Annotated in this window: 18 protein-coding genes and 1 pseudogene; 12 read left to right on the top strand and 7 right to left on the bottom strand. The window is 68.4% G+C overall.

Annotated elements, in window-relative coordinates; translation table 11 throughout:
- The 3 genes from mutT to argJ are packed head-to-tail and all read right to left on the bottom strand — an operon-like array spanning position 1 to position 2,395.
- Complete coding sequence (gene mutT / locus FV220_RS14555; RefSeq protein ID WP_056142805.1) at positions 1 to 420, bottom strand: 8-oxo-dGTP diphosphatase MutT; 420 nt, start codon at positions 418 to 420, stop codon at positions 1 to 3.
- Positions 417 to 1,148, bottom strand: a complete 732-nt coding sequence (locus FV220_RS14550; RefSeq protein WP_147832180.1) for an SIMPL domain-containing protein — start codon at positions 1,146 to 1,148, stop codon at positions 417 to 419. Before FV220_RS14550 ends, mutT begins: the two co-directional genes overlap by 4 nt.
- Positions 1,145 to 2,395, bottom strand: coding sequence for a bifunctional glutamate N-acetyltransferase/amino-acid acetyltransferase ArgJ (gene argJ, locus FV220_RS14545; RefSeq protein WP_018042090.1), 1,251 nt, complete (start codon positions 2,393 to 2,395; stop codon positions 1,145 to 1,147). Before argJ ends, FV220_RS14550 begins: the two co-directional genes overlap by 4 nt.
- Positions 2,396 to 2,682: 287 nt before the next feature.
- On the opposite strand from argJ, the gene FV220_RS14540 reads away from it, so the two are divergent.
- Positions 2,683 to 3,087 carry a hypothetical protein gene (locus FV220_RS14540; protein ID WP_018042091.1) on the top strand — a complete coding sequence of 135 codons (405 nt, stop codon included), beginning with the start codon at positions 2,683 to 2,685 and terminating at the stop codon, positions 3,085 to 3,087.
- A 110-nt stretch (positions 3,088 to 3,197) separates the two neighbouring features.
- On the opposite strand, the gene FV220_RS14535 is transcribed toward FV220_RS14540, so the two are convergent.
- A complete protein-coding gene (locus FV220_RS14535) occupies positions 3,198 to 3,728 on the bottom strand; it encodes a PRC-barrel domain-containing protein (protein ID WP_147832178.1) in 531 nt (176 codons plus the stop codon).
- Positions 3,729 to 3,909: 181 nt separating this feature from the next.
- On the opposite strand from FV220_RS14535, the gene FV220_RS14530 reads away from it, so the two are divergent.
- The 3 genes from FV220_RS14530 (at position 3,910) to FV220_RS14520 (ending at position 5,403) form a co-directional block, all read left to right on the top strand.
- Positions 3,910 to 4,467 (top strand): glutathione peroxidase, encoded by a 558-nt coding sequence (locus tag FV220_RS14530; RefSeq protein ID WP_018042093.1) that lies wholly within the window; start codon positions 3,910 to 3,912, stop codon positions 4,465 to 4,467.
- A gap of 380 nt (positions 4,468 to 4,847) precedes the next feature.
- Positions 4,848 to 5,075 (top strand): hypothetical protein, encoded by a 228-nt coding sequence (locus FV220_RS14525; protein ID WP_018042094.1) that lies wholly within the window; start codon positions 4,848 to 4,850, stop codon positions 5,073 to 5,075.
- An 88-nt stretch (positions 5,076 to 5,163) separates the two neighbouring features.
- Positions 5,164 to 5,403 carry a hypothetical protein gene (locus tag FV220_RS14520; protein ID WP_018042095.1) on the top strand — a complete coding sequence of 80 codons (240 nt, stop codon included), beginning with the start codon at positions 5,164 to 5,166 and terminating at the stop codon, positions 5,401 to 5,403.
- 245 nt (positions 5,404 to 5,648) lie between these two features.
- On the opposite strand, the gene FV220_RS14515 is transcribed toward FV220_RS14520, so the two are convergent.
- On the bottom strand, positions 5,649 to 6,911 hold the full coding sequence (locus FV220_RS14515) for a GGDEF domain-containing protein (protein ID WP_187273423.1): 1,263 nt from the start codon (positions 6,909 to 6,911) through the stop codon (positions 5,649 to 5,651).
- On the opposite strand from FV220_RS14515, the gene FV220_RS25530 reads away from it, so the two are divergent.
- From FV220_RS25530 to FV220_RS14505, 3 genes are all read left to right on the top strand, one after another.
- Complete coding sequence (locus tag FV220_RS25530; RefSeq protein WP_187273422.1) at positions 6,882 to 7,133, top strand: hypothetical protein; 252 nt, start codon at positions 6,882 to 6,884, stop codon at positions 7,131 to 7,133. The two genes, FV220_RS14515 and FV220_RS25530, sit on opposite strands and share 30 nt — an antisense overlap.
- Before the next feature lie 157 nt (positions 7,134 to 7,290).
- Complete coding sequence (locus FV220_RS14510; protein ID WP_056142825.1) at positions 7,291 to 7,917, top strand: nitroreductase family protein; 627 nt, start codon at positions 7,291 to 7,293, stop codon at positions 7,915 to 7,917.
- A 10-nt stretch (positions 7,918 to 7,927) separates the two neighbouring features.
- The gene (locus FV220_RS14505) at positions 7,928 to 9,547 is read left to right on the top strand and encodes an AMP-binding protein (RefSeq protein ID WP_147832174.1); all 1,620 of its coding nucleotides are present in this window, start codon (positions 7,928 to 7,930) and stop codon (positions 9,545 to 9,547) included.
- Positions 9,548 to 9,635: 88 nt separating this feature from the next.
- Here the strand turns inward: FV220_RS14505 and FV220_RS14500 are convergent, their stop codons facing one another.
- A complete protein-coding gene (locus FV220_RS14500) occupies positions 9,636 to 10,310 on the bottom strand; it encodes a hypothetical protein (RefSeq protein ID WP_147832172.1) in 675 nt (224 codons plus the stop codon).
- 149 nt (positions 10,311 to 10,459) lie between these two features.
- Here FV220_RS14500 and ahcY point away from each other — a divergent pair, with 149 nt between their 5' ends.
- From ahcY to addB, 5 genes are all read left to right on the top strand, one after another.
- The gene (gene ahcY / locus FV220_RS14495) at positions 10,460 to 11,860 is read left to right on the top strand and encodes an adenosylhomocysteinase (RefSeq protein ID WP_018042100.1); all 1,401 of its coding nucleotides are present in this window, start codon (positions 10,460 to 10,462) and stop codon (positions 11,858 to 11,860) included.
- 312 nt (positions 11,861 to 12,172) lie between these two features.
- Complete coding sequence (locus tag FV220_RS14490; protein ID WP_147832170.1) at positions 12,173 to 14,752, top strand: PAS domain-containing sensor histidine kinase; 2,580 nt, start codon at positions 12,173 to 12,175, stop codon at positions 14,750 to 14,752.
- Between the two features lie 411 nt (positions 14,753 to 15,163).
- The gene (gene tsaE / locus FV220_RS14485; protein ID WP_056142886.1) at positions 15,164 to 16,750 is read left to right on the top strand and encodes a tRNA (adenosine(37)-N6)-threonylcarbamoyltransferase complex ATPase subunit type 1 TsaE; all 1,587 of its coding nucleotides are present in this window, start codon (positions 15,164 to 15,166) and stop codon (positions 16,748 to 16,750) included.
- A 166-nt stretch (positions 16,751 to 16,916) separates the two neighbouring features.
- Positions 16,917 to 17,660, top strand: a complete 744-nt coding sequence (locus FV220_RS14480) for a nucleotidyltransferase family protein (RefSeq protein ID WP_147832168.1) — start codon at positions 16,917 to 16,919, stop codon at positions 17,658 to 17,660.
- A 23-nt stretch (positions 17,661 to 17,683) separates the two neighbouring features.
- Positions 17,684 to 20,803: a double-strand break repair protein AddB gene (addB, locus tag FV220_RS14475; RefSeq protein ID WP_147832166.1), complete on the top strand. Its 3,120-nt coding sequence runs from the start codon at positions 17,684 to 17,686 to the stop codon at positions 20,801 to 20,803.
- A gap of 136 nt (positions 20,804 to 20,939) precedes the next feature.
- Here the strand turns inward: addB and FV220_RS25525 are convergent.
- A pseudogene (locus tag FV220_RS25525) lies at positions 20,940 to 21,210 on the bottom strand (hypothetical protein); the annotation flags it as partial.

Below are 21,210 nucleotides of genomic sequence, written 5' to 3'. Positions count from 1 at the left end.
TCAAGGCCCGAGAAGATCGACTAGGAACGGAATCAGCGGCGCATCGGCCGGGGGCATCGGCTGGTCCTTGAGCGCGCGCGGGCGGACCCATTTCAGCGCCTGCCCCTCCATGGAACGGGCCATGCCCTCCCACCGGCGGCAGACATAGAGCGGCATCAGCAGGTGGAAATCGGGATAGGCGTGGCTCGCGAAGGTGAGGGGGGCAAGGCAGGCCTCCTTCACCTCGATCCCGATTTCCTCCCGCAATTCGCGGATCAGGGTTTCCTCCGGCCGCTCCCCTTGCTCGACCTTGCCGCCGGGGAACTCCCAGAGACCGGCGAGCTGCTTGCCCTCCGGGCGCTGGGCCAGGAGAACGCGGCCATCCGCATCCACCAGGGCGACCGCCACCACGAGGAGGATGCGGAACGGAGACGCCGTCAAGGCAGAATCGCGAAGCTGGCCGAGACCTCGGCGCTCGTCTCGATCGTGCCCGCCGCCAGCGGCACCGGCACGCCGGGGCGTTTGGACCGCATCGGAGCCGCCGCCATCGCCATCGGCATCCCGCCGCCCTGGGGCGTCGTCTGGATCGACAGGGGCGGTCCGAGCTTCACTCCGGCGGCCTCGGCGAGGCGTCCGGCCTGCGCCATCGCATCCTTCATGGCTGCCACCTGCACGGTCGCCTCCGCCGCATTGGGATCCTTCAGGCCGAACGCCACGCCCTCGATCCGGTTCGCGCCCGAATCGAGGGCCTTGCGCATCAGTTCGCCGAGCTTGCCCATGTCGGCGAGGCGGACCCGCAGGCTGTTGGCGGCGCGGTAGCCGTCCGGCTTCTCGGTGATGCTGCCGTCGGGCTGACGCACCTCCCGCGTTCCCTGGGTGAGGGTGACCGCCGTCGTGCCGATATCGCTCTCGCCGACGCCGAACCCGGCCGACAGCGCGATGAGCGCGCGGACGACATTGCTCGCTCCGTCGAGGGCGGCGGCCGGCGTCGCGCCCTTGGCTTCGATCCCGATCTCCACCGAGGCGAAGTCCGGCGGCGTCTCGGCGCGGGCGCGGCCCGTCACCACGATGCGGCTCTCGTGTTTGGCCTTATCGTCGTCCGCCAAGGCGGGGATCGCGAGGGCGAGGGCGAGGCTCGCCGCCGCCGCCCGGTGGAGGAGGCGCCTCACGAGCGGTAATCCCCGTTGATCTCGATGTAGCCCTTGGTCAGGTCGCAGGTCCAAACCCGCGCCGTGCCGTCGCCGAGACCGAGGTCCACCGTCACCGAGACATCGGATTCACGCATGACGGCGCTCGCCGCCGCCTCGCTGTAATCCGGGTCGCGGGCGCCCTCGCGGGCCACACGGACGTCGCCGAACCAGATCGCGAGGCGATCGCGGTCGGCGGGCTCGCCTGCCTTGCCCACCGCCATCACGACGCGGCCCCAATTGGCGTCCTCGCCGGCGATGGCCGTCTTCACCAGGGGCGAATTGGCGATGGACATGGCGATACGATGCGCCGAGGCGTTGCTCGTCGCGCCCTTCACGTTGACGGTGACGAACTTGCGCGCGCCCTCGCCATCCTTGGCGACGAGCTGCGCCAGTTCGATCAAGAGGTCGTCCAGCGCCGCGCGGAAGCCCGAGAGGCGGGCGTCGCCCGGATCGGTCACGGGCGCGTTGCCGGCCGCTCCCGTGGCGAACAGCATCAGCGTGTCGGAGGTGGAGGTGTCGCCATCCACCGTCACGCAGTTGAAACTCGTCTGCGTGCCGGCGCTCAGAAGGGTCTGGAGCACGACTTGGGGCAAGGCCGCGTCGGTGAAGACGAAGCTCAGCATCGTCGCCATGTCGGGGGCGATCATGCCCGCGCCCTTGGCGATGCCGTTGATCGTCACCGTCGTCCCGTCGATCGTCGCCGTGCGCGTGCCGAGCTTGGGGAAGGTGTCGGTGGTCATGATCGCCTGCGCCGCCGCCGCCCAGGCCTCGGGGCCGGTCTCGGTCCGCGAGGCGCAATCCGCCAGCACGCCCTCGAATTTCGTCGCGTCGAGCGGTTCGCCGATGACGCCGGTGGAGGCGATGAAGATCTCGTCGGGCCGGCATCCCGCCGCCTCGGCGCCGATCTTGGCGGTCAGCGCCACGGCGTCCCGGCCGCGAGAGCCGGTGAAGGCGTTGGCGTTGCCGGAATTGACGATCAGCGCGCGGGCGCCTTCGCGCGCCAGCGCCTCGCGACACCAATCCACAGGGGCCGAGGGGCATTTGGAGCGGGTGAACACTCCCGCCGCCTGCGTTCCCGGCTGCATCGCGAGGTAGAGCACGTCGGTGCGCCCGGAATAGCGGATGCCGGCCTGCGCAGTGGCGATGCCGACGCCGCCGATGGGGGGAAGCTCGGGCACGCTCGTCGGGGCGAGGGGCGAGACGGGAGTGGCTTTGGCTGATGACATCGGTCTGTCGGGCTCCGGCTGTCCGCCGCGAACGGTGGCGTCCCACGGCGGCGCCGTGTTGCCCCGTGCGCTGCCGCCCCGTCAACCGCCGGAGCGGCGGATGCGCCGCCGATCCAGGGAACAGTCGAGCCGGAGAGGAATTCCCTTGATACAGGTCGCCTACTGGCACAGGCTCCTTGTCTTGCGACGCCATCGCATCCTACGATGCTGCGTCGCACAGTGATCGCAGTGCCGGTGGCGGCTCGTGCCGATCCAGGCATGTCCCGACAGGAACAGGAGTTTCGATCATGGAATCGACGGCTTCCACCGGAGGAGCCTATGGCGTTCAGGTTCTGATCGCCGGACGACAGAAGCATTGGCGCGACGAGGTCGCCTCGCAGATCCGGCGCGCCGGCTACTCGGCGACGACCGTCGATTCGGGTGTCGATGCGATGACTGTCCTGGCGCTCGGCCTGCCGGTCGACGTGCTGGTGACCGATATCAGCCTCAAAGGCGAGTTGTGTTCCACCAAGCTGGTTCTGGAAGCACGCGCATTGCGGCCCGACCTGCGGATCGTCTTCGCCAACGAGCCGTCATGCGATCCTCTGCCCGACGTGATCGACGAGGGGGCCGACGATGTGTTCGTCACGAACGAAGTGAGAAACGATGCTGTCGCCAGCACCGTGCGCGAGGCTCTCTGCACGCGCAACTGAGGCGGGCTGGCCGAACCTGGGATTTGAGCGAGAGAGGCGGCCGAGGCAACGATGTCTCGGCCGCCTCTCTCGTTTGATGACCGCAACCGGGATGCGCGGCGAGATCGATCTCAGGGAGCCGTCTTGCTCTCCGCCGGCTTGGTCTCGGACGCCTTCGTGTCCGTCGGCTTCGTGTCGCCGGAATTGGGCTTGGCCTGGCCGAGATAGAGATATTCCGGTGCGGCGCGGAGCTGGTCCTTGTTGGTGTCGATGGTCGCCTTCAGCGTCTTGTCGTCGACGCGGGTGAGCTTCAGGGCGCTGGGGTCGACGGCCACGTATTTCGTGCCGATGCCGAGGAAGCCGCCGACGCCGACCACCCAGGCCTTGATGGTGCTGCCCTCGTCGAGAACGATGTCGGCGATCTCGCCGATCGTCTCGTTGGCGCCGTTCTGGATCGTCAGGCCGATCAGCTTGGACGTGACCCGGTCCGTGGGTGTCTGTGCGACGAAGGTCGGACGCAGATCGTTGCTGAGGGTCGCGGGCGCCGCCGGCACCGGTGCCGTGCCCGCATTCTGCGGTTCCGTCGTCTGAGCAGCGGCGATCGTCGCTCCCGCGAAGACGAGGGGCGTTGCGAGGGTCGCTGCAAGCAACAGGATGCGCATAGGGCGTGTCTTTCCGCTCTGGGTTCGGGGGTCGAACTCGGTCCTCGCTCAAGCTGAGCCCTTGCGAAAGGTTCCACCGACGCCGCCCCCCATGGTGGACAGGCCGGAAGAGCGGACTAGTTTCAGCTGAGCCAAGGATGAGCCGATTCCCATCCTGGGCTCTGCAAGGGAGCGACCCTCGATGACCCTACTTCGCCGACAGGCCCTGTTTCTTCTCGGCACCGTCATCGCCACCGGCGCGCGCGCCGCGACCAGCGACGGCAATGCGGGGGCCTTCACCTTCGAGAAACCGGAGGGCGGGCTGATCGCCCTCAAGGATTTCGCCGACAAGCCGATCCTCATCGTCAACACCGCCACCGCCTGCGGCTTTGCCGGGCAGTTCTCCGGGCTTCAGGCTCTGTGGACGCGCTTCGGCGGGCGCGGCCTGACGGTGATCGCCGTGCCGTCGCCGGATTTCGGCAATCAGGAGCCCCTCGACGGCGTCGCCATCGCCGAGGCGGCCCGCAAGAATCACGGCGTCACCTTCCCGGTCGCTGCCAAGACCCATGTGCGCGGGCCGCAGGCCCATCCGTTCTATCGCTGGGCCGCCGCCGAGAAGCCCGGCTCCACGCCGAACTGGAACTTCCACAAATACCTCGTCGGCAGAAACGGAAGCCTGGTCGGCGCCTATCCCTCGTCGGTCGAACCCAACGATCCCCGTATCGTCACCGCCATCGCAGGTGAGCTGAGCCAGAGCTGACGCCCCATGGGCGCGTCATCGAGGGATGTCGCGGGGTGGGAGAAACGAATCGGCCCGCTCAGGTCTCACGACGCGCCGCCGAACCTCCCCGCCCGGTGACCGTTCGTAGGCGGGTTGGGCGCGCGGTGGGGCGGCCGAGGGGTAGTTCGACGCGAACGGATTGGCCGGCACGCGCTCGGGGCTGCCGAACAGGCTTCCGCCCGATTGGGCAAAGGCCGCCGGACAGGCGAGAACCGCGCAGAGGGACGCAGCAGGCAGGAGAAGGCGCATCGCCGGATCTTTCGCATTCGGTTGGGTCGTTGACGCCATAGCCCGGCTTCCCACATCCGGCGAGGCCCACCGGACGGGCCGTGATCCGACGGCCCGGAAGGAAGGCAGAGATGGACCCTCACGAATTCGAGCATGACGGCACACGTTACGAGGTGCACTTCGAGCGGGTGGCCGAGGGCTGGATCTGTAGGATTCTCCGGGAAGGCGGAGATGCCGCCCATATCATGGCGTTCCCTGACGGAATCGGCTTCGACCAGAGAGAGGTCCGGGAGTCTCTGATTGCCGGTTGTGAGGCCGCCGTGGCCGTCCTGGACCCAATTCCGCCCACCCGGCACTGAGCCTGCGACGGAACCTCGGACAGGCCCGCCCCGTTCGCCATGCCGAGCACGTGGCGCCACAACGCAGGCGCCGTGAGGAGGAACCCGCATGTCCGAGATCACCTATCGCATCGTCGAACACGATGGCGGCTTCGCCTACAAGGTCGGCGACGTCTTCTCCGAGACCTTCCCCAGCCACGACGAGGCCCTGCAGGCTGCCCAGGCCGCCGCCGCCGAGCAGCAGGTGCCGGGCTCCACGGAAGGCATCCGCTACCAGGACGGCAAGGGCGACTGGCACGACGAGACCGCCCAGGGCAACGACCGTCCCACGGCAAAGGTCGTCGATTAGTCCACCCCCAGCCCGCGCCGGCCTCGTCCTTCCATCGGGCGAGTCCGGCGCGGGCTGAGGTCCGGACCGGACGAGTGGATCAGACACCGGGTACAGGGACGGTCGCGTCCGGTGTTCCAAGCACTATCCGAACCATGATTTCCGTCTCGCGCGGGCCGGGTCCGTTGCGGATCGCGAAGAGCGGCGCCGATGCTGCCTTCATCGCGTGATCGCCATGGTCGAGACCATGACGCGGGGCGTGGGGTTCATCCCGCCTTGGCGATGGGTGGTTTCTGATTGACGCTCCAATGGGCGGCGGCCACCCGTCGTGTCGAGCCTCCATCACCGTTGCCGGCCTTGCCGTTGCGGGAGGTCCGGTTCCGGCCCGCGCCCTTCGCTTCGTAGAGCGCCATGTCGGCCGCCTCGACCAGTCCCCCGGCCGTGACCGCGACGCCGCAGCTCGTCGCCACCCCGATGCTGACGCTGACGAAGCCGAGATCGTCGTCCCTGTTGCCGTGCAGGAGACCCTTCTCGGCGACGCAGCGTCGGAACCGTTCCGCGAATCCAAAGGCTTCGTCGGGGTCTTTGGCGTGCATGAGGACGGCGAATTCCTCGCCGCCATAGCGGCACACGAACGCCCCCGAGCCCGCGGCCGTCTTCGCCAGGAGGGTGGCGACCTCACGCAGGCAGGTGTCGCCGGCGCCGTGTCCGTAATGATCGTTGAAGAGCTTGAAGTGGTCGACGTCGATCAACATCACGGCGAAATGCCGGCCGGCCAGGCTGGCCTCCCAGAACTCCGAGAGCTCGCGGGCGAAAGCCCGGCGATTGGCGATGCCGGTGAGCGAATCGGTGGTGGAGAGGTGGGCGAGGGTGGTGTTGTCCTCGGCCAGCCGCTTGGCGCGCAGGGTCTCGCGCAGGTTGACGAGATAGTCCCGGCGGTTCGCGGCTTCGATCCTGTAGGTGGCGACGAGGCTGAAGAGGATGCCGGTCATCATGTCGAGACCGAGGACGCCCCCTACGGAAGGAACGATTTCCGGCTTGAGACACAGCCCCGCCACCACGGCCACGGCCGTGATGCCCGACAGGAAGCAGGCCCAGAAGAACCGCAGGGGCAGGGTGATGTTGGCGAAGAGGACGCTGAGCCAGATCGTTGCCGTGGTCAACGAGACCAGGGGACCCGTTCCCATCCAGAAGATCAGGATGGGGATGCCGGTGGCGGCGAGCATGCCGATTCCGCCGATGGCCTCCCGAACCGGCCCGCTGACCCGCCCCACCGCCCAGATGATGAGCAAAGCGAGCGGAGTCATCGCAAAGACGCGCAACCCGACATTGAGGAGGGCCAGGTCCGGCGTCGTCACGAAACCGGCGATGTTGTAGATGTGGAAGACCACCATGCCGAGGATGACCGTGCGACGAATGTCGCGGATGCGTTTCTCGCGAGTGTCATCCTCGAAGCGTGCTTCGAGATCGGAGTCGAAGGCGAGCTTCAAGCTCTGCGTGTGCAGCTGCCGGTCGATGGCGTCGAGCATGCGTGCGTCTTCGCCGACGCTCGAGGCATCGAGCGCTGGCTTCACGTCAATATTCAACCGGCAAATGGATTGTTCAGTCACGCGATGCGTCCACGGCTCACCGTCATTCGCCCCGAAGTCACCCTGGCCCAAGCCTTGGACCGCACCGTCCTAAACAGCGAAATCGCCGTTTCGTCCCATCGCTGGGTCAAATATGCCTCCAGCCTGGATGAATATACCTAACGACTCTGAATTTTTCTGAAAACGGTCGATCAAATCTGATCGATTTTTTTGCAACCAAAAATGGAATTAATCCCCGCTTTGGTTCGTGCGCGCAGGGGACATTTGCGCTTTGCACCCAACCTCGTGCATCTCCCCCCTGAACGCTTCGCCGGCACGAATGTGCCATGCGGATTCGTCACCCTTGGAGATTGCCTTGCCGCCTCGTCAGCCCGACCACGAGATCGACCCGCTCTTCATCGAGCGCCGCTCGCCGCGCGCCTTTACGGGAGAGGCCGTGCCGGAAGCCGAGTTGCTGCGCATGTTCGAGGCGGCGCGATGGGCGCCGTCGGCGTATAATTCGCAGCCCTGGCGCTTCCTCTACGCCCTGCGCGACACGCCCGACTGGCAGGTGTTCTTCGACCTGATCGTGCCCGGCAACCAGAAATGGGTGAAGGACACCGGCGCCATCGTCATCCTGGTCTCGAACACGCAGATGAAGGTCGGCGACGAGCTCAAGCCGTCCTGGAGCCATTCCCTCGATGCCGGCGCGGCCTCGGCGAATTTCCAGCTCCAGGCCATTCGCCAGGGCTGGCACGCGCACGGGATGACCGGCTTCGACCGGGAGCGCACGATCACGGCCCTCAACGTACCGGAGACCTACCGGGTCGAGGCCGCCTATGGCGTCGGCCGCATGACCGAGGCCGCCGATCTCACGGAGGAGCAGACCGCGAAGGAGAGCCCGACCGGCCGTCGTCCGATCACGGATTTCGTCTTCGCCGGCGGCTTCCGAACCGCCGGGGAGTGAGGTCTCCGTCGTGCTGAAACCGGCCTCCGATTACGATGCCCTGGTGTCGGGTTTCGCCTGGGACATCCCCGAGCTGTTCAACATCGGCGTCGATGTCTGCGACCGCTGGGCCGGGATCGAGCCGGATCGTGCCGCGATCCACGACGTCTCGTCCTCGGGGGCGGTGACGACGACGACCTTTGGAGAGTTGAGCGAGGCGTCGAACCGCCTCGCTCACGCCCTCGTCGGGCTCGGCCTGCGCCCGGGCGACCGCGTCGGGGTGCTTCTGCCCCAATCGGCCGCCGTCGTGGTCGCCCATGCCGCCGCCTACAAGCTCGGCGCCATCGCTCTGCCGCTGGCAGGCCTGTTCGGCCCGGAGGCGCTGGAATACCGCCTGTCGGATTCCGGTGCCGCCGCGCTCATCACCGATGCGGCCGGACTGGCGAAGATCGAGGGCATTCGCCACGCCCTGCCGGCCCTCGCCCATCTCGTCTGCCTCGACGGTGCCGCCGAGGGCGTGCACGCCTATGCCGACCTGATCGGCTCGGCCCCGGCGGGCTTCACGGCCATCGACAGCCGGGCCGACGATCCGGCCCTGATGATCTACACGTCAGGCACCACCGGCCTCGCCAAGGGGGCGCTCCACGCCCATCGCGTGCTCCTCGGCCATCTGCCGGGCTTTGCCATGATGCACGACTTCCCCCCCAAATCCGGCGACCTGATGTGGACGCCGTCCGACTGGGCCTGGGCGGGCGGGCTCCTCAACGCGGTCTTGCCGAGCCTGCATCACGGCGTGCCGGTGGTGGCGCGGGCCACCGCGCGGTTCGCGCCGGAGACGGCCCTGGCGCTCATCGCCGAACTCGGCATCACCACGACCTTCCTGCCACCCACCGCCCTCCGGATGCTGCGCGGCGTACCCGACCCGCGCGGGCGGTTCGACCTCTCACGCCTGCGCAACATCGCCTCGGCCGGCGAGGCGCTGGGGCCCGAAACCTTCGAATGGGTACGCGGCGAACTCGGCCTCACCATCGGGGAGGCCTACGGCCAGACCGAGTGCAACCTCGTCCTCGCCTCCTGCAAGGCGGCGGGGATCGCGCGCGCCGGCTCCACCGGCCGGCCGGTGCCCGGCCACCGGGTCACGATCCAGCGCGCCGACGGCAGCGAGGCGGCGGTGGACGAGCCCGGCGAGATCTGCGTCGCCCGGCCCGACCCGGTGATGTTCCTCGGCTACTGGAACCAGCCCGAGGCCACCGCCGCCAAGTTTCGCGGCGAGTGGATGCTCACCGGGGACACCGCCCGGCGGGATGCCGACGGCTACGTCCATTTCATCGGCCGCGAGGACGACCTCATCACCTCGGCGGCCTACCGCATCGGGCCGGTGGAGATCGAGGATTGCCTCCTGCGCCATCCGGCGGTCGCCTCCGCGGCGGCGGTGGGCAAGCCGGACCCGCTCCGCACCGAGATCGTCAAGGCCTTCGTGGTCCTGCGGGAAGGGGTCGCCGCGAGCGACGCCCTGGCCGACGAGATCAAGGCCTTCGTCCGCTCGCGCCTCTCCGCGCACGAATATCCGCGCGAGATCGCGTTTCGCGAGTCCCTGCCGATGACGACCTCGGGCAAGATCATCCGGCGGCAGTTGCGGGACGAGGGCTGAGGCTCATCGACCGCTTGAGCGCACCGAGGACGGTCTCGTCGGGCGGCCAGATGCCGGGCAGGTCATCGGAAATGACTTTGGGGGCGGGTCAGGGACCGGGTGGAACGGCCCCGTCCCTGGCTTCCTGCAGCCGGCGAACCCATTGCCAGAACGGGTCGTCGCTCGCCTTGGCGAAACTGTCCGGCGGCGCCGGTACGATCTCCGAGACCGTTCTGGGGATCGTCACGCCGTAGGTCGTCGTCAGCCAATCCCGGAAGGGCGGGTTGTCCACCTCCATCTCGTAATCCGGTTCGTCCTCCGGCTCCGCGTCGGGATGCGCGAGCCCGGTCCCCAACTCGTTGTGCCCGATGGCCAGGAGCCGGAGGAAATCGAGGGGCGTCTGCCCGAGCACGCAGAGGCCGTCGCCTTCGGATCCGAGATGGAGGATGCGCTGACATCCTTCGTCATCGAGCCAGAAGGCCGCGTAGGAACCGTCCGCACCCGTCCGGGCGAAGGGGATCAGGCGCGCGGCAGTGTCCGGGTTTCCGAACCAGCCCTCGGCATAGGAGCGGGCCTCGTCCTCCCGCTCGACCCGGAACAGAACGACCGCGCCCCGGTAGGGCGGTTCCAGCGGCTGAAGCGTCCCGAACCTGTCGCCGGGCACGCGTTGGCTTTCGTGCAGAAAGCCCCGCTCCTCGATCCAGTCGAACAGGGAGGCGATCTCCGGCGGCAGCGTGAAGCCGGCCGGCAGGCGTGCGCGCATCTCGTCGGTGAAGCGTCCCATCCGCTCTTTCCTTCCTGTCCCGCGAACCCAATCCCAAACCGGTGCAGCCTGGAACACGTATAAAGACATCTTTATGTCTTGATTGCTTCGCGCCGGTTCGCCTGCTATAGGCCTCGCCACAACGAAGCGAGAGACGGAGAAGCGACCCCATGGCCCAGGATTACATCGTCAAGGACATCGGTCTGGCCGATTACGGCCGCAAGGAAATTTCGATCGCCGAGACCGAGATGCCGGGCCTGATGGCCACCCGCGAGGAATACGGTCCGTCGCAGCCCCTGAAGGGCGCGAAGATCGCCGGCTCGCTGCACATGACGATCCAGACGGCCGTGCTGATCGAGACCCTGAAGGCGCTCGGCGCCGACATCCGCTGGGTCTCGTGCAACATCTACTCGACGCAGGACCATGCCGCCGCCGCCATCGCCGCCGCCGGCATCCCGGTCTTCGCCATCAAGGGCGAGACGCTCACCGAGTACTGGGACTACACCTCCAAGCTGTTCGACTGGCATGACGGCTCGATGCCGAACATGATCCTCGACGATGGCGGCGACGCCACGATGTTCGTCCATCTGGGTCTCCGCGCCGAGAACGGCGACACCGCCTTCCTCGACAAGCCCGAGTCGGAAGAGGAGGAGATCTTCTTCGCCCTCCTGAAGAAGAAGCTCGCCGAGAAGCCGAAGGGCTGGTTCGCCGGCCTCGCAGATTCGATCAAGGGCGTCTCGGAAGAGACCACCACGGGCGTGCACCGCCTCTATAATCTCGCCAAGGAGGGCAAGCTGCTCTTCCCGGCGATCAACGTGAACGACGCCGTCACCAAGTCGAAGTTCGACAACCTCTACGGCTGCCGCGAGTCCCTGGTGGACGGCATCCGCCGCGGCACCGACGTGATGATGGCCGGCAAGGTGGCCATGGTCGCCGGCTTCGGCGATGTCGGCAAGGGCTCGGCCTCGTCGCTGCGCCATGCCGGCTGCCGCGTGCTCGTCTCCGAGGTCGATCCGATCTGCGCCCTCCAGGCCGCCATGGAAGGCTACGAGGTCGTGACGATGGAAGATGCAGCGCCCCGCGCCGACATCTTCGTCACCGCCACGGGCAACAAGGACATCATCACCCTCGACCACATGCGGGCGATGAAGGACCGGGCCATCGTCTGCAACATCGGCCATTTCGACAACGAGATTCAGGTCGCCGGCCTGAAGAACATGCAGTGGTCGAACATTAAGCCGCAGGTGGACGAGATCACCTTCCCCGACGGCCACCGCATCATCCTCCTGTCGGAGGGACGCCTGGTGAATCTCGGCAACGCCACCGGCCATCCGTCCTTCGTGATGTCGGCCTCGTTCACCAACCAGACGCTCGCCCAGATCGAGCTCTGGACCAACCCGGGCAAGTACGAACGCCAAGTCTACACCCTGCCCAAGGCCCTCGACGAGAAGGTGGCGATGCTCCATCTCGAGAAGATCGGCGTGAAGCTCTCGAAGCTCCGTCCCGATCAGGCCGCCTATATCGGCGTCTCCGAGAACGGCCCCTTCAAGCCGGACCATTACCGCTACTGATCGGACGGGCGGAAGGCGACTTTCGCCGGCCCGCGAATACGGAGTGAGAAAGGCCCGGCGTCTCGCCGGGCCTTTTTCGTCACACTCGCCGCGCCGAGGCGGTGCCGCGAGTGTGTCCTTTCTGCGCCGATGTCCGGGCAACCGGTCGGCAACATGGTGAACTTAAGCTTAACCCTCTTCCGGCAGGATTCCGGCTCGCGCTAGTGTGGGGTGATTCCTCATGTGGAGGTAACCTCGCAGCCGCCTTTCGAGGCGTGTCGCGGGTAGGGCGCAGTTGCGCCTCAGCGACGATTCGTAGGGGCGGTACGTGTCATGAGGGTCGATGAAACGGCACGCCTGTACGGGCGTGTCGCCGCTGCCGTCGTCTCTGTCGCGGTCGGTTTCGCGACGGGCATCGCGATGATGAGACAGGCCGCGGCGGCCTCCGCCGATGGAGCGCCCGCGCCCGTGCCGAGTGCGTCGACGCTCGGCTCCGGCTATGCCGGCGAGCAATCATCGTGGGGCTTCGGGCTGCCGCTGCACATGCACAATGCCACCGGCCTCGCGATCCTCATCGGTCTCACGGTTTTCGCGACGATCCTGTCCCTGCTGCATCTGCGCGAGCGCGGGCGGTGGACGCGGCGCGAGCGCGCCCTCATCGCCGACCTGGATACCCTGCGCGGCTCCGAGGACCGGGCCGAGATGCTGCTCAGCTCCGAACGGCAGGTCATCGTCACATGGTCGGGGCGCGGCGAGGCCATCATCGAAGGCGACCTCACCCTCGCCTTCGACGGCAACCGCGTGAAACCCGGCCCGGCCGGGCTCATCCTCGCTTTCGGAACCTGGCTTGTGCCGGCGGATGCGGGCGCGATCGAAGCCTCCCTCGATGCGTTGCGCGAACGCGGCGCCGGGTTCCGGATGACGGTGCGGGCGCAATCGGGGCGGATCATCGACGCGCACGGGCAGCCCTTGGCCGGCCGGGCGCTGCTGCGCCTGCGCGAGACCACCGAGGAACATCGCGAACTCGCCGAATTGCGCGAGACCCTCGACGAGACCAAGCGCGGCTTGTCCGCCCTCGCGAGCCTCCTCGACGCGATTCCCCAGCCGGTCTGGCGCCGGAACCGCGATGGCAGCCTGGCCTGGGTCAACACGGCCTATGTCGCCGCCGTCGAAGCCGGAAGCCGCGAGACGGCCATCGCCGGCGGGATCGAACTCCTGGACCGTCAGGCGCGGGACCTCATCGCCCGCAGCGATGGCGACCGGACGGCATCCGGGGGCAGGGCGGCAAAGCGCCTGTCGGCGGTGGTGGCCGGCGGCCGGCGCATCCTCGACGTCACCGAAGCCGTCATCGATTCGGGCCGCGTGGGCATCGCCGTGGACGTCTCGGAACTCGAGAGCGTCCGCGCCGACCTGCAGCGCCAGATGGACGCCAACGTCCGCACCCTCGACCAGCTTCCCACCGCCGTGGCGATGTTCGACGCGCGCCAGCGGCTGATCTTCCACAATGCCGCCTATCGCCAGCTCTGGAGCCTCGATCAGGCCTTCCTCGATTCCGGCCCCCTGGACGGCGAGATCCTCGATCATCTGCGCGCCGCCCGCAAGCTTCCCGAACAGGCCGACTTCAAGGCGTGGAAATCCGACGTGCTCGCCGCCTACCGCGCCGTGGAGGCCAGCGAGACCTGGTGGCATCCGCCCGATGGACGCTCGCTGCGTGTGGTCGCCGATCCCAATCCCCAGGGCGGCCTGACCTACCTGTTCGACGACGTCTCCGAGAACGTGAAGCTCGAATCCCGCTACAACGCCCTGATGCGGGTGCAGGCCGAGACCCTGGACACGCTCAAGGAACCGGTGGCGGTGTTCGGCGCCGATGGCCGCCTGACTTTCGCCAATCGTGCCTTCTCGACATTGTGGCGCCTGGAGCAGGAGACCCTCGGCGAGCGTCCGCGCGTCGATGCGGTGATCGATGTCTGCCGCAAGTTGTCGCCGGACGAGGAGCCCTGGCTCGACATCCGTGGTGCCATCACCGGCCTCGAGAGCCGGGCGGGCCTCACATGTCGTCTGGAGATCGTGGACGGCACGGTGCTCGATTGCGCCGCTCAGCCCCTGCCGGAGGGGGCGACGCTGCTCACCCTCATCGACGTCACCGCCAGCGTGAACGTGGAGCGGGCGCTGACCGACAAGAACGACGCCCTGGAACGGGCCTCGCAGCTGCGCGACACCTTCGTCCACCACGTCTCCTACGAACTGCGCTCGCCGCTGACCAACATCATCGGCTTCACCCAGCTTCTCGGCGACGAGACCGTGGGTGCGCTCAACGAGCGCCAGCGCGAATATTCCGATCACATCATGCGCTCCTCGGGGGCGCTCCTCGTGATGATCAACGACATTCTCGATCTCGCCTCCATCGATGCCGGCTCCCTCGAACTCGCTCGGGAGGTCATCGACGTCCGGGCGACGGTGGAGGCGGCCGCCCGCGGCCTGGAGGACCGTCTGGCCGAATCCGCCATCGGCCTCGATCTCGACATGCCCGCCGATATCGGCAGTTTCGTCGCCGACGGAAAGCGCGTGCGGCAGATCCTGTTCAACCTCCTCTCCAATGCCGTCGGCTTCTCGTCACCCGGTCAGGTGGTTCGCGTCACGGCCCACCGGACGGAGACGGAGCTCACCCTGACCGTGCGCGACGAGGGCCGCGGCATGCCGGAAGACGTCGCCGCGCGGGTGTTCGACCGTTTCGAGAGCCGCACCCTCGGAACCCGCCATCGCGGCGTCGGCCTCGGCCTCTCCATCGTGCGCTCCTTCGTGGAGCTCCACGGCGGCCGGGTGGAGCTCACGTCCAAGCCGGGTGGCGGTACCCGCGTGACCTGCACGTTTCCCGTGAACGTCGCGGAGCCGAAACGCGCGGCGGCGGAATGACGCCTTCGACCGACGGGCATCGAGGCCACGGCGACGAAATGTCCGCCGCGGAGCTTAAACCGGACGTCAGGCCCATTCCGGCGCTGGAAGCATCCTGACGTCCTCCCGCGACCTCATCGACCCTGATCCATCCCCGGTGAAAACGAGGTCGGCCCGCTCGCGCCGCTGGCCCGCACATGCGTCAGCCCTTAGGGTGAGTGGCGATTTTGATTAAGGGTGCTTGCGTAAGATGAGCGGCGCGCCTCACGTCTCGGCCATTGCGTGGCCGGGCTTCGAGGCCGCAGCGTGGCTAAGCAGGTTCGCGTTGTCGAGCCAACGCTTCACCTTGCTTAGGCCATTGAAGTATCGCAGGTTTTGGGACGCAAAACCGGTGACCACTTTTGCGAAACCTGCTTGGCGCGGACGGAGGATGTGGCGGTGAGTGAGGACGGTTCGGGCGAGCCCCGGCGCGAGACCAAAGCCGCCTGGGCCTTCGTCCTTCCCGACGAGGGCGCCACGGAGGATCTCGGCCGCTTTCTCGCGGAGTTCCTGCTGCCGGGCGACATCGTCGCCCTGTCCGGCGGGCTCGGCGGCGGAAAGACCACCCTTGCGCGGGCGCTGATCCGCGAACTCACGGGCGAGCCTGAGCTCGAAGTCCCGAGCCCGACCTTCACCCTGATCCAGCCCTACGAAGGCAAGAACGGCCGGCAGATCGTCCATGCCGACCTGTACCGCCTGCGCGGGCCGGACGAGCTGGTGGAACTCGGCTTCGACGAGATGACCGAGACCGCGATCACCCTGGTGGAATGGCCCGAGCGCCTCGGCTTGCGTGATGGGCCTATCCTGTCCGTCGACCTGTCGCTGCGGCCGGAATTCGGTGAGGGCTCGCGCTTTGCCCGCATCGACGGCCAGGGCGGCATGCGCGCCCGCATGCAGCGTGCCCGCGCCCTCCGCGCTCTCCTCGACCGCAGCGGCTGGGACGAGGCGGAGCGCATCCTCATGCAGGGCGATGCGTCCTCGCGCGCCTACGAGCGTCTGGTGAAACCGGACGGGACCAGGGCCGTGCTGATGATCTCCCCGGCGCGGCCGGACGGGCCGCCGGTGCGCAACGGCAAGCCCTACAGCGCCATCGTCAAGCTGGCCGAGAGCGTCCACGCCTTCGTCGGCGTCGACCGTGGTCTTCGCGCCCTCGGCTTCTCGGCACCCCGCATCTACGGCGAGGATCTCGACGAAGGCCTGCTCATCATCGAGGATCTGGGCTCGGAACCCGTGGTGGATGCCAATGGCCCGCGCCCCGAGCGCTATGCCGAGGCGGTGCGCCTCCTGGCCAAGCTCCATGCCACCGAGCTCCCCGGGGTTCTCCCCGTCGCCGATGGGGTCGACCACGTCCTGCCGCCCTACGATCTCGAAGCGCTGCTGTTCGAGACCGAGCTCCTGCCGGATTGGTACTGCCCGTCGGTACTCGGGACCTCCCTGCCCGCACCCGCCCGCTCCGAATTCGTGGCGCTCTGGGCCGAGGTGCTGCGCGGCGTCGAGCCGGAACGTCCGACCTGGACCCTGCGCGACTATCATTCGCCGAACCTGATCTGGATGCCCGAACGCGAAGGGCTGGAGCGCATCGGCGTCATCGATTTCCAGGACGCGGTGCTCGGCCACCCCGCCTACGATCTCGCCTCCCTGCTGCAGGATGCCCGGGTCGATGCCACGGCCGAATTCGAACTGCGCCTGCTCGGCCTCTACGTGCGTGAACGGCGCAGTCGCGAGCCGGATTTCGACATGCAGGGCTTCGCGCGGGCCTATGCGGTGATGGCCGCCCAGCGCGCCACCAAGATCCTCGGCATCTTCGCTCGGCTCGACAAGCGGGACGGCAAGCCGGCCTATCTCGCGCATCTGCCCCGGATCGAGGGCTATCTCGCCCGCAACCTCGCCCATCCGGCGCTCACCCGCATTCGCCTGTGGCACGAAGAGCATCTGCCCCATCTCGTGGCCAAGGAGCCGGCGGAGGAGGGCGAGGCCTGAGCCCGTGGAGGCGGGCGCCGGTGACCGAGGCCAGCGAGAAAGCCAGGGCGAGCGCGTGGAGCGATTGCCCTGCGGGGCCGCGCTTTCGGGCTTGACCCGAGGAGCGAGTTCCCCACGATGCCGCCGCACCCGATGCCATAGCCCTCGCCCCCGAGACGCCGACGGAATGTCCGACAGCCCCGTATCCGCCATCCAACGCGCCTTCGTCCTCGCGGCGGGCCTCGGCAAACGCATGCGGCCGATCACGGCGACCGTGCCCAAACCCCTTGTGGAAGTGGCCGGCCGCGCCCTGCTCGACCATGCCCTCGACAGGGCGGCGGAGGCCGGGATCGGGGAGGCCGTCGTCAACGTCCATTACCTCGCCGACCTGCTCGAAGGTCATCTGGCCCGTCGCAGGACGGCGCCGGCGATCCGGATCTCCGACGAGCGCGACGCACTCCTTGAGACCGGAGGCGGCGTGAAGAAGGCCCTGCCGCTTCTGGGCACGGACCCCTTCGTCGTCCTCAACTCGGATTCGTTCTGGCTCGAAGGGCCTCAGCCCAATCTCGGCCGGCTCATCGACACCTGGGAGCCGGAGCGGATGGACATTCTGCTCCTCGTCGCACCCACGGCGACGAGTCTCGGCTACGAGGGCAAGGGGGATTTCGTGATGACTGCCGGTGGCGCGCTCCAGCGTCGCGGCGAGCGTGAGGTCGCGCCCTTCATCTATGCCGGTGTCGCCATCCTCAAGCCCGAACTCTTCGCCGGCACGCCGGAGGGTTCGTTCTCTCTCAACCTGCTGTTCGACCGCGCCATCGAGCGGGAACGCCTGTTCGGCCTGCGCCTTGACGGCCAATGGCTTCACGTCGGCACCCCGGAGGCGATCGAGGCCGCCGAAGCGCGGGTGAAGGCGAGCGCGCAGGTGCAGTGAGGGGGCAGGATCGGAACGACGACATGACGGAGTCCCGCGTCTTCACGATCCCCCCCGGCGCCTCGTTCCTGCCGACCCTCGCCGACGCGCTGATCTCCGGCCATCTCGTCGGGAACGTCGCCGGTGATCCCTTCGCCCTGGCCAGCGTCACCCTCTATCTGCCGACGCGGCGCGCGACGCGGGCCCTGTCCGCGATCCTGGCCGAGCGGCTCGGCAGCGCGCTCCTGCCGCGCCTGATCCCGCTGGGCGAAGCGGATGAGGCCGAACTCGACGTCGCCGCCAATCCGCTCATCGAGAACGGCTCCGACCAGCTCGCCCCGGCGATGCCGCCCCTGGAGCGCCGGCTGATCCTCGCCCGCCTCGTCCAGGCCTGGTCCGAGACCGTCGACCGCAAGCTCCTCCCCATGGGCGACGACGTGCCCTTCCTCGTTCCCTCCTCGCCGGCGGACGCCGTCTACCTCGCCTCCGATCTCGAGAAGCTGATGGACGCCCTCACCGTGGAGGGCGTGGCCTGGACCGAGATCGCCAGCGCGGTGGAGGCCGAGTACTCGCATTATTTCGGCCTCACCCTCGATTTCGTGCGCATCGCCGCCGAGAACTGGCCCAAGATCCTGCATGACCGCGCCTTGAGCGATCCGGTGGCGCGCTCGCGCACGCTCATCCTCGCGGAGGCGACGCGGCTGATGCGTGACAAGCCCGGCGACCCGGTCATCATCGCCGGTTCCACCGGGTCGGTGCCCGCGACCGCAAAGCTGATCGCGGCCGTCGCCACCCTGCCGAGGGGGGCGGTGGTGCTGCCGGGCCTCGATACCGACCTCGACGAGGCCGGTTGGGACGCCATCGAGACGGGGGAGGGGGCGGATCGCGAGATCGCCCACGGCCATCCCCAGGCCATCCTGCATCGCCTTCTCGGCCCCGGCTGTCTCGCCCTCGGTCGCGGAGCGATCACGGCGCTGGGGGAGCCGGCGCCTCGGGACCGGGCACGGACGGCGCTGCTGTCGCAGGCTCTGCGCCCGGCCGAGACCACCGATGCCTGGTCGGAGCTGTCGCCCGAGGCGCGCCGCGAGACCGCCGATACCGGAATGGCGGGCATCGCGGTGATCGAAGCCGCCGATGAGCGGGAGGAGGCCCTGGCCGCCGCCATCGCCCTGCGCGAGACCCTCGAGACGCCCGGCGCCACCGCCGCTCTCGTCACCCCCGACCGGAACCTCGCCAGACGGGTGGCGGCCGAACTCGCGCGCTGGGGGATCGTCGCCGAGGATTCTGCCGGGGAGGCGCTCTCCGTCAGTCCGGCCGGGCGTCTGGCGCGCATGGCGGCCGAGATGGCGGCGGACCTGCAGCCGCATCGGGTGATCGCCCTCCTCGCCCATCCGCTGGTTCGCCTCGGCATGACGCGCGACGAGGTCCGGCGCGGTGCGGCGGCCCTCGAGATCGGGGCCTTGCGCGGGCCGGCGCCGGCTCCCGGATTCGACGGATTGCGCCGGGTTCTCGCCGACCGGCGGACGGCGAAGGGACGCATCCCCCGCGCCCAGCGCCGCCTCGCCGACATCGATTGGGATCTGGCGGCCCGGATCGTCGACCGCCTGGAACAGGCTTTCGACGGGTTCCTCCGGTCGGAGGAGGGCGGCAGGGTCGATCTCGTCGCCCTGGGGCGCAGCCACGCCGCGGTCTTCGATCGGCTGATCGCGCCCGCCGAGGGGGACGAGCCGCCGGAGGACAACGCGATCTGTGTCCTCGACACCCTGTTCGACGACCTGTCCACGTCGGAACCGGGCCTGTTGCCGGGAATGCCCCTCGATTACCCGGCCTTCTTCACGGCGCTCGCCCGCGAGCGGGTGGTGACCTGCGGCGGGATACGCCCCCATCCCCGCCTGCGGATCCTCGGCCTCCTCGAAGCCCGGTTGCTCGATGCCGACCGCATCGTGCTCGGCGGGCTCGACGAGGGCGTGTGGCCGATGAAGACGGTGACCGACGCCTTCCTCAACCGCCCCATGCGCGAACGCATCGGCCTCAATCCCCCCGAGCGGCGGATCGGGCAGACCGCCCATGATTTCGTCCAGGCGCTCGGCTGCCACGATGCCGTCATCACCCGCTCGGCCAAGCGCGAAGGCGCACCGACGGTGCCCTCGCGCTTTCTCCAGCGGCTCCAGGCCTTTGCCGGCGAGGCCTGCTGGGAGCGCGCCCGCGAGAGGGGGCGGCGCTTCCTCGGCTACGTCGCCGCCCTCGACCGAGGCGCCGGCCCGGTGCCGGCGCGCCTGACCCAGCCGAAGCCGAAGCCCGACCCGGCCCTGTTTCCCCGGACCTTGAGCGTCACCGAGGTCGAGACCCTGGTGCGCGATCCCTACGTCATCTTCGCCCGCCACGTTCTCGGGCTCGATCCGCTGGAGCCCGTCGCCGGGCGGCCCGGTGCCAGCGAGCGGGGGACGCTGATCCACGCGATCCTCGGCGACTTCGCCGAGGCCCATCCCGAGATATTGCCCGAGGACGCCGCCGAACGCCTGAATGCCCTGGCGCAGGCGGAATTCGCCGATATCGCCGACACCTTTCCCGAACTCTATGCCGAGTGGTGGCCGCGCTACGGCCGGATCGCCGCCGAATACCTGGACTGGGAGGCCGAGCGTCGTCCCGCCCTCACGCGGGTGCGGCCGGAGATGTCGGGAAGGTGGGCCCTGCCCATGGGCAAGGAGGTCTTCACCCTGCGCGGGCGGGCCGACCGGATCGAGCAGCGCCGCGACGGGACCGCCTGCATCGTCGATTTCAAGACCGGCCAGCCGCCCAGCAACAAGGAGGTCTTCGCCGGCTTCTCGCCCCAGCTGACCCTGGAGGCGGCGATGCTGAAGGCGGGCGCCTTCGAGGGCGTTCCGCGCAGCGAGGAAACGCCGGACCTGCTCTACGTCCACGCCACCGGCGGGCGGAACCCGTTCACCCCCCTCCCGGTCAAGCCGCCGCGCGGCGACCCGCGGACCCTGGACGCCATCGTGGAGGAGCACGAGCGACGCTTCCGCGTCCTCGTCGCCCGCTTCATGGCCGGCGACGCGGCCTACGTCTCCCGTCCCTACCCGAAATTCGCCAAGTCCTACGGCGACTACGACCACCTCGCCCGCGTGCTGGAATGGTCGCTGGCGGGGGAGGGCGAGGGGTGAAGGTTGTTTGGAACGGGCGGGCGCCCGTTCCGCGAGGCGCCTCACGGCAAGGCCCATGAACCGGTCCGACTGCGCGATCCGGTTCGGTCCATGGGCTGGCAATTGCCTGATGTCCTGCTCGATGCAGGCGCCGTTTCTAGAACAGGAAGTTGCCCTCGGTCAGTGATTGGTACGCGACGTCGAGCAGGATGATCTTGTCCGAAGGGGCGGAGTCACCCTCGAACGTGATCACGATGCCGGTTCCGCCCCGGTATGACCTGAAGGTCATGTCATCCATGCTGGCGGCGAGGCTGCTGACGTCCAGCGTGTCCTCGAGCCCGTCGAACTTGCGGATGACGTCGCGACCGTCTCCGTCGGTGAACAGGAACGTGTCCGCGCCCGCGCCGGCGAAGAGGGAGTCCCCGCCC

This window comes from Methylobacterium sp. WL19 (assembly GCF_008040005.1).
GTDB classification, from domain to species: domain Bacteria; phylum Pseudomonadota; class Alphaproteobacteria; order Rhizobiales; family Beijerinckiaceae; genus Methylobacterium; species Methylobacterium bullatum.
The sequence above is the reverse complement of the archived record's forward strand: the minus strand, read 5'-3'. Positions and strand labels throughout refer to the sequence as shown.

What these genes read in the sequence shown, in the direction of transcription:
- argJ (WP_018042090.1), bottom strand. Translation starts at nt 2,395, where the DNA reads ATGTCATCAGCCAAAGCCACTCCCGTCTCGCCCCTCGCCCCGACGAGC.
- FV220_RS14540 (WP_018042091.1), top strand. Translation starts at nt 2,683, where the DNA reads ATGGAATCGACGGCTTCCACCGGAGGAGCCTATGGCGTTCAGGTTCTG.
- FV220_RS14535 (WP_147832178.1), bottom strand. Translation starts at nt 3,728, where the DNA reads ATGCGCATCCTGTTGCTTGCAGCGACCCTCGCAACGCCCCTCGTCTTC.
- FV220_RS14530 (WP_018042093.1), top strand. Translation starts at nt 3,910, where the DNA reads ATGACCCTACTTCGCCGACAGGCCCTGTTTCTTCTCGGCACCGTCATC.
- FV220_RS14525 (WP_018042094.1), top strand. Translation starts at nt 4,848, where the DNA reads ATGGACCCTCACGAATTCGAGCATGACGGCACACGTTACGAGGTGCAC.
- FV220_RS14520 (WP_018042095.1), top strand. Translation starts at nt 5,164, where the DNA reads ATGTCCGAGATCACCTATCGCATCGTCGAACACGATGGCGGCTTCGCC.
- FV220_RS14515 (WP_187273423.1), bottom strand. Translation starts at nt 6,911, where the DNA reads ATGCTCGACGCCATCGACCGGCAGCTGCACACGCAGAGCTTGAAGCTC.
- FV220_RS14510 (WP_056142825.1), top strand. Translation starts at nt 7,291, where the DNA reads ATGTGCCATGCGGATTCGTCACCCTTGGAGATTGCCTTGCCGCCTCGT.
- FV220_RS14500 (WP_147832172.1), bottom strand. Translation starts at nt 10,310, where the DNA reads ATGGGACGCTTCACCGACGAGATGCGCGCACGCCTGCCGGCCGGCTTC.
- ahcY (WP_018042100.1), top strand. Translation starts at nt 10,460, where the DNA reads ATGGCCCAGGATTACATCGTCAAGGACATCGGTCTGGCCGATTACGGC.
- FV220_RS14490 (WP_147832170.1), top strand. Translation starts at nt 12,173, where the DNA reads ATGAGGGTCGATGAAACGGCACGCCTGTACGGGCGTGTCGCCGCTGCC.
- FV220_RS14480 (WP_147832168.1), top strand. Translation starts at nt 16,917, where the DNA reads ATGTCCGACAGCCCCGTATCCGCCATCCAACGCGCCTTCGTCCTCGCG.
- addB (WP_147832166.1), top strand. Translation starts at nt 17,684, where the DNA reads ATGACGGAGTCCCGCGTCTTCACGATCCCCCCCGGCGCCTCGTTCCTG.